The organism is Gluconacetobacter diazotrophicus PA1 5 (assembly GCF_000067045.1).
GTDB classification, from domain to species: domain Bacteria; phylum Pseudomonadota; class Alphaproteobacteria; order Acetobacterales; family Acetobacteraceae; genus Gluconacetobacter; species Gluconacetobacter diazotrophicus.
In genome coordinates, this window is sequence record NC_010125.1 from 857,769 (window position 1) to 874,714 (window position 16,946).

Here is a 16,946-nt window from a genome sequence, read left to right on the forward strand (position 1 = left end):
CAACCGGGTTGCACTCTGGCGGTCATGTCGCGCATGCCTTGCCCTTATGGACCATGCCATCCGTTCATGGCGATTGCGGCTTTGCACCGTCTTGCCGGGCGTCATGTCGCCTGGCGACACAGTCGCTATATGGGGCTTCCGCCTGCGTCATGCACAGGCCACGCCACCACGAACGGAGACGTCACGCCGGGGGCGGACGTCGATCGGGGGGCGTATCATGCGCCCTGCCCGTGACAGGTTCCCAGGCGGGGCTTTGCGACAGGTCGGCCTGCCGTCCCGCGCTTCGCTCCCTCCCGTTTACTCGGCGTCGGCCGACGTCGATCCGCCGGTGGAGGGGGGGTCGCTGGCCGGAAAGCTCTCGTCCAGTCCCTCGTCCAGCTTGGCCTCCGTTTCGGCGCGGCCCGGTTTTTTCTTTTCGTCCTGGGGTTTGTCCGTGCGGGGGGCGGCGCCCGCCATGGCCGTTCTCGACATGATGACCTCCAATGTTGGCTCATGCGACAACGGCTGAACGTGAGTCGCGGCCGGATGTTTCCCACCCTATCGGCTATGTGATACGTGGGCGGGGCGCCGGGCAGCGTGTCCGTGTCCCAGGGTCCCGTGTCCCAGGGTTCCGCGGGGCGTCGATTGACTGGGCCCCGATTGATGATGCATGACCGTCGGCGGCCGGCCCCGGTTTGGGCCGCCACGTTATCCGGGCTATGATCGGTACATGATTTCTGTTCCTTTCCGCGTTTCGCGCCTCATGCCCCCCTGTCCGGGGTGTCGGGCATGACCGGGCGCCGGGCCGGGCGCCGTCGGGCCATGGTGCTGCCCGATGACGGGCCGGCTGACGGTCCCGATGTGGGGTTCGCTCCTCGCGGCCGGTTCCCGGCACGGCTGCGCGCGACGGCGCGTCTGGTCGCGATCGCGGTATGGGTGCCCCTGTCGGTCGGTTTCGAAGCCCTGCTGCTGCTGGTGCCCGGCACTGCGAAGATCCGCTGGACCCGTGTGATCTGGGGCATGCTCTGCCGGCTGCTGTCGCTGGACATCAGGGTGATCGGCACCCGGGCCGGCACGGTGGGCGGCGCCCGCGCGCGGGCGCGGGGCGAACGCCCGGTGATCTATGTCTCCAACCATGCATCATGGCTGGACGTGCCCGTGCTGGGAACCGTCCTGCCGTCCGTATTCGTGGCCAAGGGCGATATCGGCAACTGGCCGATCATGGGAACCGTGTCGCGCATCGGGCGCACGATCTTCGTCAGCCGCCAGCGCAGCACGACGGGGCGCGAGCGGGACGAGATGGTCGGACGCCTGATCAACGGCGACAACCTGGTCCTGTTTCCGGAAGGAACCTCATCCGACGGTGCGCGGGTCCTGCCGTTCATGTCGGCGTTCTTCGCGATCGCCAAGATGCCGGCCCTGCGCAAGGGGGCCGACACCCAGCCCCCGATGCTGACCTACGCGCCGGGGATGGCACCGCTGATCCAGCCGGTCTCGCTGGTCTATGACCGGCTGGACGGGCTGAACGTGAACCGCCACCGCCGGGCGGTGTTCTCCTGGTATGGCGACATGGACCTGGCGCCGCACGTGTGGCAACTGGCGCAGTGGCGTTCGATGCGCGCCACCGTGATGCTGCATCCGGCCCTGGACCCCGACGATTTTCCCAGCCGCAAGGCCCTGGCCCAGGCGGCCTGGAACGCGGTCGCCGAGGGTGCTGCCCTGTTGCGGCGCAACGCGGACGCCGAGACGCCCGTTAAGTAGGTCCGCGGCCATGGCGGCGGGCGCGCGGATGCTCGGGCCATTCCATCAGGACATTTTCCACGGCCAGCGGGTCGGTGCGTTCGGCCTCGGCGAACAATTCGTCCGCGTGGGCCTGCTGGCCCTCTTCCTCGGCCCGTAGGGCAGCCTCGGCCAGGCGTCGCGCCTGTTCGTGCTTGTCCGGCCCGGTGTTGGCCGGTGCGTCGTCGTCTTCGATGAAGCGGGGCATGGGTCGTTCTCCTTGTCCGACAAATAATGTGTGGCGCGGCGCGGCGGTTTTTACCCCCATGGCGGCAAAGCAGGCATGCCGCCCGGGTTCGCCGCGAACCGGTCCCCGGCTCAACCGTTCTTCCGTCATGCGAACCATGCCTGGAAGGACGCGCGATTCAATGCATCACACCCTCACCAAACCGGCGGCGGGCCTTGCGCTGCTGATGATGCTGGCTGCCTGCGGCCAGGCCGGGGCGCCCACCACCGCCGATATCCAGCAGGTGATCCGCAGCGCGATGCAGACGGAGAACCAAAAGGCGTCCGGCATGACGCTCGGCCTGTTCAGCGGCCCGTATGATCCGGCGGATCTGGTGATTTCCCATGCGGACTGCACGGCGCAGGACAATGGCGTCTATCGCTGTGCGGTGACCGCCGTGACGAAAAACGGCACGAATACGGCGCAACTTTCCTTCAAGAAGGTCGATGGGCGCTGGACCCTCGTGCAGAATGTCGGTTGAGGGCGATCGGTCCCTGAAACGGGGCAGGCAGGATCGGGTCGGTGCTACCGTGGGATAACCAGACGGAATTTATTGTAATTCTGGAACTTCGCACCTGTTTTGGTGTTGCTGTGACAGGAGAAAGTCGTGATGGCAGATCTTCATCGCCCGGGTGGATATCATCGAGGCGCATGGCGTATCGCCTGCGTGATTGGGGCGGCGGTGGCGCTGGGTGGCTGCTATGACCACCGCGATCATTATCGCGACCATTATGGTCGCGGTGACCATCAGGATCGCGGCCCATACGTCCATGGCGGCGGGGGTGGCAATGGCTGGTAAAGGGTCCTCGGCGACGGGATGCGTGTCTTATAATGTTAACGCGCATCCGGGCACGATCGGGATTATGAAGGCGTAACGACCCGTGTCGGGATACGATACGGCGATGCTGCAGAAAAGTCCGGCTCTCGCCATGATTCGAGCACAGGCGATGGCCATTTCTGACGCTGTTGTGTGGTTTTCAGCAGGAGAACGGCAATGGTCTATCTGGGAATGATGAGCCTGGTTTCCGGGCTGCTCATTGCATGCGGCATCCAGGTTGCGCGATTTGTCGACACCCGGATCGATCCCGACCTGTCGGCGCTGAACCGTTCGGCCGGTCTGGACATCTGAATTTCGGCAGGCAAAGCTTTTCAGGCCGCGCAGGCGCGAAGCGGCAGGAAAACGACGTGCCGATGCTTGCGCTGCCATAGCGAGTTCTGCGGGAGATCCCAATACATGATCCGTTCTTACCTGTTCGCCGGCCTGACGCTGGCCGCGCCTGTCCTGGCCGTGGCGCCGGCCGAGGCGCGGACGCAGCACGTGACCGGCCAGTTCACCCCGGCCGCCGGCGTGACGGAAACCCCGAGCGGCAGCGTCACCGCCACGCTGGACGACAAGAAAAACCTTGTGACCTACCATATCACCTGGAAGGGACTCAGCGGCCCGGTCATGGCCGCCCATTTCCACGGTCCCGCCGATCCGGGGCAGGATGCCGGGGTGCTGGCGCCGATCAGCGGCCCGTATACCAGCCCGTTGCGCGGCGCCGTCATCCTGACGCCCGAGCAGGTGACGGCGCTGCGGGCCGGCCGCGTCTACGTCAATCTGCACACCGCCGCCCATCCGGATGGCGAGGCCCGGGCCCAGTTGCAGGTTCGCTGATTGCAGGGCGTCCCCCGGCGATGGCCGGGGGACCCTATTCACTGGCCCAGGGGAATCGTCGGTGACAGCAGGATGCTCAGCGCAATCGCGACCAGCATCAACAGGATGACGGCAACCCCGCCCAGTGTCTGTTTTGTGGTGTCCGACAGTTTGTGGCCGGCCGGATAGCCGGCCATGCGTTTACCGAACATGATATCGATCTCCATCCGGGGCCGGATTCACGCCCCGACAGGCCGCATGTGGGGGCGTGGCGCCCGGGCGCAAGCGGTCGTCCGGCGGAGCGCGACGATGTGATGGTGCCAAGGTGATGTGTCCGGGTGATGGCGTCAGGCGGCCGTCAGTACGCTCAGTACGCTGCATTCGATGATCAGGGCGGTGGCGCCCAGGATGTCGCCGGTCTGTCCGCCGACCTGGCGCCGGGCCATCCGGCCCATCAATATTGCCGCCGCGCAGGCGGCCAGGCAGACGCTGCCCGTCTGGAACTGCGTCAGCGTCAGCCGCGCGGCGATCACGGGCGTCAGCAGGCTGGCGACCAGAACGGGCGGCGGAATGCGCGTCATCGTGGCGGCCATTCCATCCTGGCGGGCCGGGGGCAGCACCGCCACCAGGCCGGCCATCGCGGCCCGGCCCAGGCCCCCGGCCACCGCCATGGCCGCGACGGGGTGCGGCAGGTCCGCCGCCGCCGTCGCCCGGATCAGCAGCGCCAGGCCCAGCGCCATGACCCCGTAACTGCCCACGCGGCTGTCGCGCATGATCGCCAGCTTGCGCGCGGCGTCCCGGCCGCCGCCGAACCCGTCGGCCATGTCGGCCAGCCCGTCCTCGTGCAGTCCCCCGGTCAGCAGGATCTGCGCCGCGACGGCCCATCCCGCCGCCGGCAGGCGGCCGATGCCGGCCTCAGCCAGCACGGTCAGGACGGTGCCCCCCAAGGCCCCGATCGCCAGCCCCGCCAGGGGCCATGTCCAGGCCGACCGCGCCAGGTCGACGCCCGTGCTGCCCCGCGCCAGCCAGGACACCGGCAGCCGGGTCAGCAGGCCCAGGCCCGTGGCGAGGTCCGCGCGGACTCGGGTAAGCCAGGTCATGTTTCCCCGCTGACTTTCTTCTCGCTGACTTCGGCCTCGGCGAATGTCGCCATGCCGCCATGACAGGCTGCCGCCGCGCGCAGCAGCGGCACGGCCAGCGCCGCGCCCGATGCCTCGCCCAGGCGCAGGCCCAGATTCAGCAACGGTTCCAGCCCCAGATGCCGGGCCAGGACGCCATGAGCGGCCTCGGCCGACCGGTGCGACAGGACGGTATGGGCCAGCCCGTCCGGGTTCAGCCGCAGCAGGGGCGCCGCCGCCGCCGTGCAGATGAACCCGTCCAGCACGACCGGCACGCGCTTCTGCCGCGCCGCCAGGACCGCGCCCAGGATGGCCGCCATTTCGTACCCGCCCAGGCACCGCGCCAGTGCCAGCGGGTCGCCGGCGTGGCCGGCGTGACGGGCCAGCGCGGCGTCGATCGTCCGGGCCTTGCGCGCCACGCCGTCCGCGTCCGATCCCGCGCCCGGTCCGGCCCAGTCCGCGCCGCTGCCGCCGTACAGGGATGCCGCCAGCGCGGCGGCGGCGGTGGTGTTGCCGATCCCCATCTCGCCCAGGCACAGCAGGTCGGTTTCCGCTTCGACCGCGTCATGGCCGGTGGCGACCGCCGCCAGGAATGCGTCCTGGTCCATGGCCGGGGCGACGGTGAAATCCGCGGTCGGGGCCAGGTCCATCATGGGCACCACCGTCAGCCCGGCCCCGGCGACGCGCGCGATCTGGTTGATCGCCGCCCCACCCGCCGCGAAATTGGCGACCATCTGCGCGGTGACGCTGGCGGGCCATGGCGACACGCCCCGCGCGACGACCCCGTGGTTGCCGGCGAAGACGACCACCCGCACCCGGTCCAGCGCCGGTCTCTCCCGGCCCTGCCATGCCCCCAGCCACGCCGCCAGTTCTTCCAGGCGTCCCAGGCTGCCGGGCGGCTTCGTCAGCGTGGCCTCGCGTGCGGCGATGGCGTACCGTGCCGCCTCGTCCGGCGGCGGCAGGTCCGCGCAGGCCGCGCGCAGGGCATCCGGCGTGGGAAAGGGCAGGGAGGTGCGGCGCGGGGCTGGCATGGCGCTTTTTGTGTGGCGTTATGCGCCGCGATGCAAGACAGCGTGGTGGGGGACAACGGGGGGCGCGCGATGGAACCGGCGGGATGCGGGGCGGACAGACACGACGGAGCGGACTGGACCCTGGTTCTGGGCGGCGTCCGGTCGGGCAAGAGCCGCCATGCCGAGGCCCTGGTCACGGCGTGCCCGGGACCCTGGACCTATATCGCGACCGGCCGGGCCTGGGATGACGAGATGCGCCGGCGGATCGCCCATCACCGGGCCGCGCGCATCCCCGGCTGGCACACGGTCGAGGAACCGCTGGACCTTTCCGCCGCCCTGGACTGGGCCGGCGGGATGCCGGTCCTGGTGGATTGCCTGACGCTGTGGCTGACCAACCTGATCCTGGACGACCGCGATGTCGCGGCCGCGACGGAAGGGCTGCTGCAGGCCCTGTGGCGACGTCCGGCGCCGACCGTCCTGGTGGGGAACGAGGTGGGGCTGGGCATCGTGCCCGAAACGCCGCTCGGCCGCCGCTTCCGTGACGAGGCCGGGTGGCTGCACCAGGCGATCGCCCGCGATGCGCGGCGAGTCATGTTCGTGGTCGCGGGCCTGCCCCTGACGGTAAAGGACGGATAAGAGGCAGGACTTTTGAAACAGCCTCCGGTGCTACGCCGCGCGGGCCGACCGGGCCCAGGGCGCGGTCGCGAAACGGCTTGCCAGATACTCCAGAAGTACCGATACCCGCGCCGGACGCGTCTGTCCCGGCGGGGTCACCAGATGGATCGCCACCGGCGTCACCTGCCATTCGGGCAGGACATTCACCAGCCGGCCGGCGGCCAGGTCATCCCAGATCATGAATTCCGGCAACAGCGCGATGCCCAGGCCGGCCAGCAGGAAGGGGCGAAACGCCTCGGCATTGTTGGCATGCAGCCGGCCGGGCTGCACGATCGTATACTCGCCGGCCTGGGCGTGATGCAGCCGGATCTGCCCCGGCGTCGCGACGTTGGTGTAGACGAAGCCCGGAATCTGTTCCAGGTCGCGCGGGTGGGTGGGTTGTCCCACCCGTGCCAGCAGCCCGGGCGACGCCACCATCAGCAGTCGCACCGTGCACAGCCGCCGCGCCCGCAGCGAGGAATCCGACAGCGACGCGATCCGCACGGCCAGGTCGTAGCCGCCGCCGACCAGGTCGACGATCTGGTCGCTGAATCCTATCGTGATGTCGATGTCCGGATAGGACGCCATGAAATCCGGCAGGACGGGTGCCAGATGCGCGATCCCGAAGGTCATCGGCGCGGTCATGCGAATCAGGCCGCGCGGATGCACCGTCTGCTCGCGGGCCTCGGCCTCGGCCATTTCTCCATCGGTCAGGATGCGCGTGGCGCGCTCCAGCGCGCCACGCCCGGTTTCGGTCAGCGAGAACTGCCGTGACGTGCGATGCAGCAGGGGCGACCCCAGCCGGTGTTCCAGCCGGCTGATCGCCTTGGACACGGTGGGTTTCGAGATCTGTAGCTCTTCGGCCGTCCGCGCGAAGGACCCGGTTTCCACCACCTTGGCGAAGATGGCCCAGGCTTCCAGGTCGGGGAGTCGCGTCATGTCGTTTCCAGAACCTATGTGTTTCCACCATTTCCATTTTTTACGATGCCCGTTGCGCCTATCTTCTGTCCAGACACAACCCGCCAGGGACAGGAGAAATTCCCATGATCGATATCCGTCCGTTTGCCAGTCTCGGTGCCGCCAACCACGGTTGGCTGGATGCGCGGCATCATTTCTCGTTCGCCGATTATCACGATCCGGCGCGGATGGGCTGGGGTGCCCTGCGCGTCTGGAATGACGACGCCATCGCGCCGGGCACCGGTTTTCCGTCGCATCCGCACCGGGATATGGAAATCATCACCTATGTCCGCGAGGGGGCGATCACCCACCGCGACAGCCTGGGCAATCATGGCCGGACCGAGGCCGGCGACGTGCAGGTCATGTCCGCCGGTACCGGCATCGTCCATAGCGAATTCAATCTGGAAGAGCGGACGACGCGCCTTTTCCAGATCTGGATCCTGCCCACGGCGCGGGGACACGCGCCGTCATGGGGCGCGCGTCCCTTCCCCAGGGGCGAACGTGCGGGGCGGTTCGTCGTCCTGGCCTCGGGCTATGACGACGATGCGGGGGCGTTGCGCATTCACAGTGACGCGCGGGTCGTCGCGGCCACCCTGCGCAAGGGACAGAGCGTCGACTATCCGCTGGGCGCCGAACGCGTGGCCTATCTGGTGCCGGCCAGCGGCGCGGTCGAGGTCGAAGGAAAGCGGGTGGCGGCGCGCGACGGGGCGGCGATTTCGGAAACCGAGACCGTGCGTGTGACCGCGCTGGAGGATTCCGAACTGGTCCTGGTCGACAGCGCAGCCTGAAGCGCGGGGTAGCGGGGGGCGGGTCGCGAAATCGGACCGGAATATGGTCGGTTTTCCGGTCCCGCCGACGGTGGCCGGAGTCCCGCCGGCCTCGTGAACCGGCGGGCGGCGCCCGCGCGCTCCGTTTTTCATCGGTGCGGCGGGCGCCCGCGCGACATGGGGGAAGGGTGGGCGGCGGCCTGGGACGATTTTGTCAGAATCGTTATATAATATAGGAAAAATAAAATACGACTGCTCTTTCCTTCCAAGAGGGGGTGCGATCTGTGTTTCGTCCTGCAAGAAAAAAATGCAATCCGTCATGGCTTTGACTTGACATGTGCCCGTGCAGGGTCGAGATGATGCCGAAGAACGAGGTATTTCATTGACCTCAGTTCGGGCGGGTATCCGGCATGGTGGGAACGAAACGGCTTTTCGGGATTTCCGTTCGGACCATGGGCCCATGGCGCTGGCGCGCTACCGCCCGGACGATGGCCATCAGGACAAGCGGAAGGTTGTATTTATATGAGCGAAGAAACGAAGCCGGCCACGCGCGGGCGGCGCAAGGCATCCGACAAGAAGGCGGAAACGCCGGTGACGACCGCCCCGGCCATCGCGACGGAGGCCCCGGTCGTGGCCGAGACGCCCGCGAAGGCGAAGGGCGGCCGCAAGAAGGCCAAGGAAGCCGAAGCGAAGGTTGAAATCGCGCCGGCTGCCGAGCCGGCGCCGGTCGCGGCAAAGCCCGCGCGCCGTTCGCGCACGGCGAAGGCCGTGGCCGCCGAACCCGTTGCGGCGCCCGTCGTCGCGGCGGCGCCCGCGCGGCGTCGCGGGACCGCACGTGCTGCGATCAAAACCGGCGCGGTGGCCGAGGAAGCGGTGACGTCCGCCCGCAAGCCCGCCAAGGCGGCCCCGGCGCGCAAGGTCGCGGCGCGGGTGGCCCCTGCCGGACGCAAGGCGGCTGCCACGCGGACCACGGCGCGTGCGGCCGTCGCCAAGGGCCCGGCCCGCATCGCCCGCAAGGCGGCCCCGGTGATCGAGGCGCCGAAGAAGGGTGCGAAGGCCACGGCGCCCGCGGCCAAGGCCGTTGCCGTGAAGCCCGCCAAGGCGACCCGGGCGCCGGCCGCAAAGGCCGCGAAGGCGCCTGTGAAGGCTCCGGCGAAAGCCCCCGTCAAAGCCCCCGTGAAAGCGGCCAAGGCGCCGTCCCCCAAGGCTCCGGCCAAGGCCGTGACGAAGACGTCCGCCAAGCCTGCCGCGAAGGCGGCCCCCAAGGCCAAGGCGGCGGTAAAGGCACCCGCCAAGGCCGTGAAGGCGCCGGAGCCCAAGGCGCCCAAGGGCAAGAAGCAGGCGGCGGCCAAGGCTGCCCCGGCATCCGCGCCCCGTGGCGCGACGCGTCGGGCCGCGAAGGGAACCCGTACGGCGGTCGATGCGTGGCGTGAAGCGCGCGAGGCCCGCAAGCAGGTGCGCCTGGCCCGTCTGGCAGCGGCGAAGGCGGCTCGTTCGGCCTGATCCCGAACGCTTGTCGATTTGAAAGGGCGGCCCGTCTGTGACGGGCCGCCTTTTTTGTTCCTGCTGGAAAAAAGAACCGAAAAACGTCTGATTCGTTGAGGATTGCGGTGGTGGGACATGTAACGTCCCTTGGTGAATAAAGGCCTTTTTCCTTCTGTTTCGGAAGACAAAGGCAAAGACGACCCGGGAGGACCACACGATGCCGGAAACCCGACTGCAATCCGACCTGCCCATAGGCCTGACCGCGCAGGGCGAACGGCGCGAGCACGACGCGCTGGGTGACATCCAGGTTCCGGCCGATCGGTACTGGGGTGCACAGACCCAGCGCAGCCTGGTGCATTTTTCGATCGGCACCGACCGGATGCCGCTGGAACTATGCCGTGCCTATGGTCTGGTAAAGAAGGCGGCGGCCCTGGTGAACCTGGCCGACGGGCGGCTGCCGGACTGGAAGGCGGCTGCCATCATCCAGGCGGCGGAAGAAGTCGTGGACGGGAAACTGGACGATCATTTCCCGCTTTTCGTCTGGCAGACCGGTTCGGGCACCCAGACCAACATGAACGTCAACGAGGTCATCGCCAACCGCGCCATCCAGCTTCTGGGCGGCCGTCCGGGCAGCCAGGACCCGATACATCCCAATGACGACGTCAATATGGGGCAATCCAGCAACGACACGTTTCCCACCGCCATGCATGTCGCGACGGTGCGGATGGTGGATGCGCGCCTGCTGCCGGAACTGCAGGCACTGGCCGATGTGATCGAAACGCGTGCGCGCCAGTGGCATGACGTGGTGAAGATCGGCCGGACGCACCTCCAGGATGCGGTGCCGCTGACCGTGGGCCAGGAATGGTCGGGATGGGCGCATCAGATACGCGATGCGATGCGGACGATCGGGATGGCGCGGGAAGGGGCGCTGGAACTGGCGGCGGGCGGAACGGCGGTGGGAACCGGCCTGAACGCCCCCGCCGGGTTCGGCCGGGCGATCGCGGCACGTCTGGCTGAATTGACCGGGGCGCCGTTCGTGACCGCGCCGAACAAGTTCGCGGCCCTGGCGGGGCTGGACGCGATGGTGCGCGTCTCGGCCGCGATACGGGGGGCCGCCGTGGTGATGATGAAGATCGCCAACGACATGCGCTGGCTGGGTTCGGGGCCGCGATGCGGCCTGGCGGAACTGCACCTGCCCGCGAACGAGCCCGGATCGTCGATCATGCCCGGCAAGGTCAACCCGACCCAGTGCGAGGCCATGGTCATGATCTGCACCCAGATCATGGGCAACGACACGGCGGTTGCCTTCGCCGGCAGCCAGGGCCAGTTCGAATTGAACGTCATGCGGCCGGTGGTGATCGCGAACGTACTGCACGCGGTGCGGATCATGGCCGACGGATGCCGGTCGTTCCGGACTTTCTCGGTCGAGGGCACGACCTTGAACGCCGAACGCATCCGTCGCTATGTCGAAGGGTCGGTGATGCTGGTGACGGCGCTTACCCCCGCGATCGGCTATGACCGGGCATCCGCCATCGCCCATGACGCCATGGAGCATGACATCTCGCTCCGGGAGGCGGCATTGCGGTCCGGCGTGGTGGACGCGGCGACGTTCGACCGCCTGGTCCGGCCGATCGAGATGGTGGGCGACGGAGTGGCCGGCGCCTGAGAGTATCCGTCGTAACCGGGCGGCTTCTGGCCTCCATGTGCGATTACGCCCAAGGATAAAAGGGCGTCAGACGTGCCTGGAACGGGAATATATTGATAATGTTGTATTAAACTTGCCCCGGACGTTTAAAATACAATTTAAATCTACTCTACAGGCCGCACGGAAGACTGTCGCGGAACTGCGACAGATCTTCATAACAATTGCGTGATAATCGGCGGGGAACCGTCCTGCTTCGCGCGGGCCGGGCGGCGGGTGATCCGTCACGGCGGCGGCCGGGGAAGATCGGGATTATGATGATGGATTATGAAGTTTCGCCGGAACCGGGCGGGGATGGATTCCCGTGTGGACAGGCGTGAAACGTGCGGGTTCCGGTTTGCACGGCGCCGGATCGGCACGGACGGGCGGGGTTGCCAGCGGTGCGAGTTCTGATCTAGGTCAAGTGGATAAGCGGACATAACCGCAGTTCAAAACAAGAATAGATCGTTTTTTGCCCCCCCCGGTGTTCCCCGGAGCTTCGTGATGTCATGACACTTCCCTCGTCCGATCCGTCCCGCAGGACGTTCATGCAGGGTCTGGCCGGTGCTGCGGCACTGGGTTCGGCCACGCTTCCCGCACGTGCCGCCCGTTCGACCGAACGGTCGTCCTATACGCCCGGATTTTTTTCGCAACCGGAATGGGCATTCCTGCATGCGGCCTGTGACCGCCTGATCCCCGAGGACGCGGTCGGTCCCGGGGCGATCGCCCTGGGGGTGCCGGAATTCATCGACCGCCAGATGGAAACACCGTATGCCTACGGAAAGCTGTGGTACATGCAGGCACCGTTCGTGTCCGGACCGGACAATCTGGGGTACCAGCTTCCCTTCACCCCCCGCGACATCTACCGCAAGGGCATCGCCGGGGCCGAAGCGTTCGTGAAGGCGAAATACGGTCAGTCGTTCCATGCGCTGGATGCCGCGACGCGCGATGTCATCCTGCAGGGGTTCGAGACAGGCGACGTGCGGTTCGGTGACCTGCCGGCCAGCGTCTTCTTCGCGCAGCTTCTGAACAATACCATGGAAGGGGCGTTCTCCGACCCCATTCACGGTGGAAACAAGGGGCTGGGCGGCTGGACGACGATCGGCTTCCCCGGTGCCCGCGCCGATTTCATGGACTGGGTCGACCAGTACGGGAAGGAATATCCGCTCGGCACCGTCTCGATTTCCGGCGAGACGGCCTGACATGGCGAATATCACGATGAAATCCGTCGATGCGGTGGTGGTCGGCGGTGGTTGGGCCGGGTCGATCATGGCCAAGGAACTGACCGAGGCCGGACTGAATGTCGTCATGCTGGAACGCGGCGCCGACCGCAGCACGGCCAGCGACGGCGCCTATCCCGGTTCGATCGACGAACTGCAGGGCAATTTCCGTCACAAGATCTTCCAGGATCTCTCCCGCAGCTCGGTGACGATCCGCAACAATTCCAGCCAGACCGCACTGCCTTATCGTCAGATGGCCGCGTTCCTGCCGGGCGAGGGGGTCGGGGGCGCCGGCCTGCACTGGTCGGGCGTGCATTTCCGCATGCCGCCGGACGACCTGATCCTGCGCAGCAAGGTCAAGGAAAAATACGGCGAGAAATTCATCCCCGAAGGCATGAACCTTCAGGATTACGGCGTCACCTATGACGAACTGGAACCGTTCTTCGACAAGGCCGAGAAAGTCTTCGGCACGTCGGGCGAGGCCTATACCGTCAACGGGCAGGTCGTCGGCAAGGGGAATGTCTTCGCGCCGTCGCGTTCCGACCATTTCCCGCTGCCGGCGCTGAAGGACGTGTATGGCGCCAGCCTGTTCCGCCGCGCGGCAGCGGAAGTCGGGTTCCATCCTTATGCGATGCCGGCGGCGAATGCCTCGGCGCAATATACCAATTCGTACGGCGTGCAGATGGGGCCGTGCAATTTCTGCGGATATTGCAGCGGCTATGCCTGCTACATGTATTCGAAGGCCTCGCCGAACGTGAATATCCTGCCGGTGCTGCGCACCGATCCGAAATTCCAGTTGCGCGACCGCGCGCACGTCCTGCGTGTCGAGCTCGACAGTACCAAAAAGCAGGCGACGGGCGTCACCTACCTGGACAGCAATGGCGATACGGTGTTCCAGCCCGCCGACCTGGTCGTCGTCGCGGCGTTCCAGTTCCACAACGTGCATCTGATGCTGCTGTCGGGGATCGGCAAGCCCTACGACCCGGTGGCGAACGAGGGCGTGGTGGGGCGCAATTTCGTCTACCAGAACGTCACCACCACCACGGCGTGGCTCGACAAATCGGTTTATACCAAACAGTTTATCGGAACCGGCGGCGGCGGCGTCGCCTTCGACGATTTCAACAGCGAGAATTTCGACCACGGGCCGCTGGGCTTCGTCGGCGGGTCGCCCGTGTGGGTGAACCAGGCCGGCATCAAGGCCATCGCCGCCGCCAAAAGTGGCGGTCCGCCGGGCACGCCACGTTGGGGGTCGGCGTGGAAGAAGGCCATGGTCGATACCTACCGGCATTCGGTCCGCATGGATGCGCACGGGTCCAACATGGCCTATCGCGACGTGTATCTGGACCTGGACCCGACATGGAAGGACGCGTACGGCCTGCCCCTGCTGCGCATGACCTTCGACTGGAAGGACAATGACATCCGCATGAACCGGTACGTCGTCGGCCAGATTGCCAAGGTGACCCGGGCGATGGGCGCGCGCGACGTGCATTTCGGCCAGCGGCAGCCGGACGAGCATTTCGACACGCGCTATTACCAGACGACGCACCTGGCCGGTGGCGCCGTCATGGGCGCCGACCCGAAGACCAGCGCGCTGAACCGCTATCTGCAAAGCTGGGACGTGTCCAACGTGTTCGTCATCGGCGCCAACGCCTTCCCGCAGGGAACGGGCTACAACCCCACGGGCATGGTGGCGGCCCTGGCCTACTGGTCGGCGTATCATATCCGCACGACCTACCTGAAGAACCCCGGCCCGCTGGTGCAGATCTGATGGGGTATCGTAAGCGGGCCGGCCTGGCGGCCCTGTTCGGCGGCCTGGCGGCGTTGGCGTTCCCGGTTGCCGCCACCCCCGCCCGGGCCCAGGTCCAGGCCGGTACCGAGGCGGCGCTGGTCGCGCAGGGCGCATATATGGCGCGCGCCTCGGACTGCGTGGCGTGCCATACGGCACCGGGCGGCAAGCCGTTCGCGGGTGGCCTGCCCTTCGCGCTGGCAATGGGCACGCTCTACGCCCCCAACATCACGCCCGACGCGGGGCACGGCATCGGTGCGTATACCGAGGCCGAATTCGCCCGCGCGGTGCGCGAAGGCGTGCGCCGCGACGGGGCGATGCTGTATCCGGCCATGCCCTATCCCTCGTACGCGCGGATGTCGGATGCCGACATCCATGCGCTGTACGTCTATTTCATGCATGGCGTGGCGCCGGTCGCCCAGCCGAACCGGCCCGGCACCATCCCCTGGCCGATGTCCATGCGCTGGCCCCTGATCTTCTGGCGCGCGCTGTTCGCGCCCTCGGTCAGGGACGCGCAGGCCAGTTCCGGCCGGGCCTTTTCCGATCCGGTGGTGGCGCGTGGCGCCTACCTGGTCCAAGGGCCCGGGCATTGCGGCGCCTGTCACACCCAGCGCGCCGTGACGATGCAGGAAGTCGCCCTGACGGCCCAGGACGGCACGCGCTTCCTGGGCGGCGGCGGGGCCATCGACGGCTGGGTTCCGACCAGCCTGCGCGGCGAGAACCGCACCGGGTTGGGCCGCTGGTCGGAAGACGACATCGTCGCTTTCCTCAGGACCGGCCGCATCCAGGCGGGATCGGCCTTCGGCGGCATGTCGGACGCGGTCGGACACGGCACGCAGCATCTGACCGATGCCGACCTGCATGCTATTGCGCGCTTCCTCAAGACGCTGCCGCCCGACGACACGACGCAGGCGCCATGGGTCTATGACGCGGCGCTGGCGAACGCGCTGCATGCGGGCGACGTATCGGCCCCGGGGGCCCGGACCTACGTCGATCGCTGCGCCGCCTGCCATCGCACCGATGGGCACGGCTATCCGACCGTGTTCCCGCCGCTGGCGGGCAACCCGGTGGTGATGGGCCATGCGCCGGACTCGCTGATCCATATCGTGCTGACGGGCGATACGCTGCGCGCCACGCATGCCGCGCCGTCTTCCTTCGTGATGCCGGGTTTCGCCGACCGCCTGTCGGACCGGAAAGTGGCCGATGTCGTCAGCTTCATTCGCAAGGCGTGGGGCAACGACGCGGCGCCTGTGACGGAAGCGGACGTGGCCCGCGTGCGCAAGGCGCTGCCGCGTGGGGACGTGGTCACCGGCCTGCCGCTGAACTGATCGAGCCTGCGAACGGTCCGGCATCAGGGCGGACCGTTCGTTCTTCAGGATGTCGCGATCGAAAGTGCGTGATGAAAAGAAAGCTTTTTTTAATATCGTTCCTGGCCGGCATCTTTACGGTCCTGCCGATGAGCCGCCTCGTTGCTGCCCCGTCCAGCGCCCCCGATGTAGCGCCCACCCTTGACCAGGCGCGGGCCATGGCCCGTGCCGCCGAACGCCGCGCGGTGGAAAACCATACCAGCGTCGCGGTGACGATCGTCGATGCGGGCGGTTTCCCGATCCTGGTCGAACGGATGGAGGGTAGCCAGTTGGCCAGCCTGGCGCTGGCGGAACGCAAGGCGCGCAGCGCGGTGCTCTACAAACGCCCTTCCGCGTCGTTCGAGCAGGCGCTGGCGGGCGGCAGGATGGCGGTGCTGGCGCTGCCGGACGCCATGCCGGCGGCCGGCGGCATTCCGATCATCGAAGATGGACGGGTGATCGGCGCGATCGGCGTCAGCGGCGGGTCCAACCCGCAGGACGAACAGGCGGCCGAGGCCGGCATGGCCGTCTGGACCGGGCACGACGCCGGCTGAACGCCGGATTGGAATATCCCAAGGCGCGAACGGCAGGGTTCGCGTGCAGGGGCGTGGGATGACGCGCCCGTGTTGGAGTGAAGAGACAATGAGCGATCCCTTACCGACGGGGGCGAAGACGATCGACGCCGCGCCGGGCGTCAGCCGGCGGGCGCTGATGGCGGCGGGGGCCGTGGCCGGTGCCTCCGCCCTGGCGCCCGGGGCATTGGTTCCCGGCCGTGCCGTCGCCCTGACGCTGAGCCCGGACGAGGCGCGGTTCCTGGCGGTGTCCCGGGCGGTGACCGGACGGCAGGACCTGAATCCCCTGATCGGGACCCGGCTTTTCGCGGCAATGGTCCGGACCTTTCCGAATTACGGCGCACGGATCGCCGCCCTGTCGCGCCTGGCCGTCGCCGGGGGCAAGCCCGAGGAAATCCTGGCCCGCGCCGAGGAGGCGAACCAGCGCCAGACGATGCTGGACCTGGTCGCGGCCTGGTACACCGGTTCGGTGCAGGACAGGACCAACGCGCCCATGGTCGCCTACCGGGACGCGCTGATGTACCGCCCCACGGACGATGCGCTGCCGGTGCCGACCTACTGCTTCGGCACACCGGGCTGGTGGACGGAAGTGCCGCCCGCGCTGGGCGTGGCGGTCCTGTCGCCCGTTCCGGTACCCGCGCCGGCCCCGCCGCCGGTCGGCGTCGAAGCCAAACCCCCGGCGCAATCCAGGATTCTTCCGACCAAGCCCCCGGCAAAGGAGCATTGATCC

Annotated in this window: 20 protein-coding genes; 14 read left to right on the forward strand and 6 right to left on the reverse strand. The window is 67.6% G+C overall.

Annotation, left to right across the window (positions count from 1 at the left end; translation table 11 throughout):
* Positions 1 to 297 precede the first annotated feature (297 nt).
* On the reverse strand, positions 298 to 471 hold the full coding sequence (locus GDI_RS03985; RefSeq protein WP_157870990.1) for a hypothetical protein: 174 nt from the start codon (positions 469 to 471) through the stop codon (positions 298 to 300).
* A 330-nt stretch (positions 472 to 801) separates the two neighbouring features.
* Here GDI_RS03985 and GDI_RS03990 point away from each other — a divergent pair, with 330 nt between their 5' ends.
* Positions 802 to 1,740: a lysophospholipid acyltransferase family protein gene (locus tag GDI_RS03990; protein WP_012553631.1), complete on the forward strand. Its 939-nt coding sequence runs from the start codon at positions 802 to 804 to the stop codon at positions 1,738 to 1,740.
* Here the strand turns inward: GDI_RS03990 and GDI_RS03995 are convergent.
* Positions 1,733 to 1,966: a hypothetical protein gene (locus GDI_RS03995; RefSeq protein WP_012223621.1), complete on the reverse strand. Its 234-nt coding sequence runs from the start codon at positions 1,964 to 1,966 to the stop codon at positions 1,733 to 1,735. The genes GDI_RS03990 and GDI_RS03995 overlap by 8 nt on opposite strands.
* Positions 1,967 to 2,024: 58 nt before the next feature.
* Here GDI_RS03995 and GDI_RS04000 point away from each other — a divergent pair, with 58 nt between their 5' ends.
* From GDI_RS04000 to GDI_RS04005, 4 genes are all read left to right on the forward strand, one after another.
* A complete protein-coding gene (locus GDI_RS04000; protein WP_144880097.1) occupies positions 2,025 to 2,465 on the forward strand; it encodes a hypothetical protein in 441 nt (146 codons plus the stop codon).
* 220 nt (positions 2,466 to 2,685) lie between these two features.
* Positions 2,686 to 2,859: a hypothetical protein gene (locus GDI_RS19630; protein WP_012553629.1), complete on the forward strand. Its 174-nt coding sequence runs from the start codon at positions 2,686 to 2,688 to the stop codon at positions 2,857 to 2,859.
* 119 nt (positions 2,860 to 2,978) lie between these two features.
* On the forward strand, positions 2,979 to 3,113 hold the full coding sequence (locus GDI_RS20465; RefSeq protein ID WP_012223624.1) for a hypothetical protein: 135 nt from the start codon (positions 2,979 to 2,981) through the stop codon (positions 3,111 to 3,113).
* A 105-nt stretch (positions 3,114 to 3,218) separates the two neighbouring features.
* Positions 3,219 to 3,641, forward strand: a complete 423-nt coding sequence (locus GDI_RS04005) for a CHRD domain-containing protein (protein WP_012553628.1) — start codon at positions 3,219 to 3,221, stop codon at positions 3,639 to 3,641.
* A 38-nt stretch (positions 3,642 to 3,679) separates the two neighbouring features.
* Here GDI_RS04005 and GDI_RS19635 read toward each other — a convergent pair whose 3' ends face one another.
* The 3 genes from GDI_RS19635 to cobT form a co-directional block, all read right to left on the reverse strand.
* Positions 3,680 to 3,847, reverse strand: a complete 168-nt coding sequence (locus tag GDI_RS19635) for a hypothetical protein (protein WP_157864149.1) — start codon at positions 3,845 to 3,847, stop codon at positions 3,680 to 3,682.
* A 120-nt stretch (positions 3,848 to 3,967) separates the two neighbouring features.
* On the reverse strand, positions 3,968 to 4,720 hold the full coding sequence (locus GDI_RS04010; RefSeq protein ID WP_012223626.1) for an adenosylcobinamide-GDP ribazoletransferase: 753 nt from the start codon (positions 4,718 to 4,720) through the stop codon (positions 3,968 to 3,970).
* Positions 4,717 to 5,769, reverse strand: coding sequence for a nicotinate-nucleotide--dimethylbenzimidazole phosphoribosyltransferase (gene cobT / locus GDI_RS04015; RefSeq protein ID WP_012223627.1), 1,053 nt, complete (start codon positions 5,767 to 5,769; stop codon positions 4,717 to 4,719). Before cobT ends, GDI_RS04010 begins: the two co-directional genes overlap by 4 nt.
* Before the next feature lie 69 nt (positions 5,770 to 5,838).
* Between cobT and cobU the strand changes: the two genes are divergently transcribed.
* Positions 5,839 to 6,384, forward strand: a complete 546-nt coding sequence (gene cobU / locus GDI_RS04020) for a bifunctional adenosylcobinamide kinase/adenosylcobinamide-phosphate guanylyltransferase (protein WP_049762872.1) — start codon at positions 5,839 to 5,841, stop codon at positions 6,382 to 6,384.
* A gap of 30 nt (positions 6,385 to 6,414) precedes the next feature.
* Here cobU and GDI_RS04025 read toward each other — a convergent pair whose 3' ends face one another.
* Positions 6,415 to 7,341, reverse strand: coding sequence for a LysR family transcriptional regulator (locus GDI_RS04025; RefSeq protein ID WP_012223629.1), 927 nt, complete (start codon positions 7,339 to 7,341; stop codon positions 6,415 to 6,417).
* 104 nt (positions 7,342 to 7,445) lie between these two features.
* Between GDI_RS04025 and GDI_RS04030 the strand changes: the two genes are divergently transcribed.
* The 8 genes from GDI_RS04030 (at position 7,446) to GDI_RS04065 (ending at position 16,943) form a co-directional block, all read left to right on the forward strand.
* Positions 7,446 to 8,147: a pirin family protein gene (locus GDI_RS04030; protein WP_012223630.1), complete on the forward strand. Its 702-nt coding sequence runs from the start codon at positions 7,446 to 7,448 to the stop codon at positions 8,145 to 8,147.
* A 501-nt stretch (positions 8,148 to 8,648) separates the two neighbouring features.
* Entirely contained in the window at positions 8,649 to 9,629 is a 981-nt protein-coding gene (locus GDI_RS04035; protein WP_012223633.1) for a hypothetical protein, read from the forward strand.
* A 199-nt stretch (positions 9,630 to 9,828) separates the two neighbouring features.
* Positions 9,829 to 11,277 (forward strand): class II fumarate hydratase, encoded by a 1,449-nt coding sequence (fumC, locus tag GDI_RS04040; RefSeq protein WP_012223634.1) that lies wholly within the window; start codon positions 9,829 to 9,831, stop codon positions 11,275 to 11,277.
* Positions 11,278 to 11,840: 563 nt separating this feature from the next.
* A complete protein-coding gene (locus GDI_RS04045; protein ID WP_012223636.1) occupies positions 11,841 to 12,494 on the forward strand; it encodes a gluconate 2-dehydrogenase subunit 3 family protein in 654 nt (217 codons plus the stop codon).
* Between the two features lies 1 nt (position 12,495).
* Positions 12,496 to 14,280: a GMC family oxidoreductase gene (locus GDI_RS04050; RefSeq protein ID WP_012223637.1), complete on the forward strand. Its 1,785-nt coding sequence runs from the start codon at positions 12,496 to 12,498 to the stop codon at positions 14,278 to 14,280.
* On the forward strand, positions 14,280 to 15,626 hold the full coding sequence (locus tag GDI_RS04055; RefSeq protein ID WP_012223638.1) for a cytochrome c: 1,347 nt from the start codon (positions 14,280 to 14,282) through the stop codon (positions 15,624 to 15,626). The genes GDI_RS04050 and GDI_RS04055 overlap by 1 nt, the downstream gene beginning before the upstream one ends.
* 71 nt (positions 15,627 to 15,697) lie before the next feature.
* A complete protein-coding gene (locus GDI_RS04060) occupies positions 15,698 to 16,198 on the forward strand; it encodes a GlcG/HbpS family heme-binding protein (RefSeq protein WP_012223639.1) in 501 nt (166 codons plus the stop codon).
* An 88-nt stretch (positions 16,199 to 16,286) separates the two neighbouring features.
* On the forward strand, positions 16,287 to 16,943 hold the full coding sequence (locus GDI_RS04065) for a sugar dehydrogenase complex small subunit (protein ID WP_012553623.1): 657 nt from the start codon (positions 16,287 to 16,289) through the stop codon (positions 16,941 to 16,943).
* The last annotated feature ends 3 nt before the right edge of the window (positions 16,944 to 16,946 follow it).

Bases quoted from the DNA above. Each gene is read 5' to 3' on its own strand.
- GDI_RS03985 (WP_157870990.1), bottom strand. From the start codon at position 471: ATGTCGAGAACGGCCATGGCGGGCGCCGCCCCCCGCACGGACAAACCC.
- GDI_RS03990 (WP_012553631.1), top strand. From the start codon at position 802: ATGGTGCTGCCCGATGACGGGCCGGCTGACGGTCCCGATGTGGGGTTC.
- GDI_RS03995 (WP_012223621.1), bottom strand. From the start codon at position 1,966: ATGCCCCGCTTCATCGAAGACGACGACGCACCGGCCAACACCGGGCCG.
- GDI_RS04000 (WP_144880097.1), top strand. From the start codon at position 2,025: ATGGCGGCAAAGCAGGCATGCCGCCCGGGTTCGCCGCGAACCGGTCCC.
- GDI_RS19630 (WP_012553629.1), top strand. From the start codon at position 2,686: ATGACCACCGCGATCATTATCGCGACCATTATGGTCGCGGTGACCATC.
- GDI_RS20465 (WP_012223624.1), top strand. From the start codon at position 2,979: ATGGTCTATCTGGGAATGATGAGCCTGGTTTCCGGGCTGCTCATTGCA.
- GDI_RS04005 (WP_012553628.1), top strand. From the start codon at position 3,219: ATGATCCGTTCTTACCTGTTCGCCGGCCTGACGCTGGCCGCGCCTGTC.
- GDI_RS19635 (WP_157864149.1), bottom strand. From the start codon at position 3,847: ATGGAGATCGATATCATGTTCGGTAAACGCATGGCCGGCTATCCGGCC.
- GDI_RS04010 (WP_012223626.1), bottom strand. From the start codon at position 4,720: ATGACCTGGCTTACCCGAGTCCGCGCGGACCTCGCCACGGGCCTGGGC.
- cobT (WP_012223627.1), bottom strand. From the start codon at position 5,769: ATGCCAGCCCCGCGCCGCACCTCCCTGCCCTTTCCCACGCCGGATGCC.
- cobU (WP_049762872.1), top strand. From the start codon at position 5,839: ATGGAACCGGCGGGATGCGGGGCGGACAGACACGACGGAGCGGACTGG.
- GDI_RS04025 (WP_012223629.1), bottom strand. From the start codon at position 7,341: ATGACGCGACTCCCCGACCTGGAAGCCTGGGCCATCTTCGCCAAGGTG.
- GDI_RS04030 (WP_012223630.1), top strand. From the start codon at position 7,446: ATGATCGATATCCGTCCGTTTGCCAGTCTCGGTGCCGCCAACCACGGT.
- GDI_RS04035 (WP_012223633.1), top strand. From the start codon at position 8,649: ATGAGCGAAGAAACGAAGCCGGCCACGCGCGGGCGGCGCAAGGCATCC.
- fumC (WP_012223634.1), top strand. From the start codon at position 9,829: ATGCCGGAAACCCGACTGCAATCCGACCTGCCCATAGGCCTGACCGCG.
- GDI_RS04045 (WP_012223636.1), top strand. From the start codon at position 11,841: ATGCAGGGTCTGGCCGGTGCTGCGGCACTGGGTTCGGCCACGCTTCCC.
- GDI_RS04050 (WP_012223637.1), top strand. From the start codon at position 12,496: ATGGCGAATATCACGATGAAATCCGTCGATGCGGTGGTGGTCGGCGGT.
- GDI_RS04055 (WP_012223638.1), top strand. From the start codon at position 14,280: ATGGGGTATCGTAAGCGGGCCGGCCTGGCGGCCCTGTTCGGCGGCCTG.
- GDI_RS04060 (WP_012223639.1), top strand. From the start codon at position 15,698: ATGAAAAGAAAGCTTTTTTTAATATCGTTCCTGGCCGGCATCTTTACG.
- GDI_RS04065 (WP_012553623.1), top strand. From the start codon at position 16,287: ATGAGCGATCCCTTACCGACGGGGGCGAAGACGATCGACGCCGCGCCG.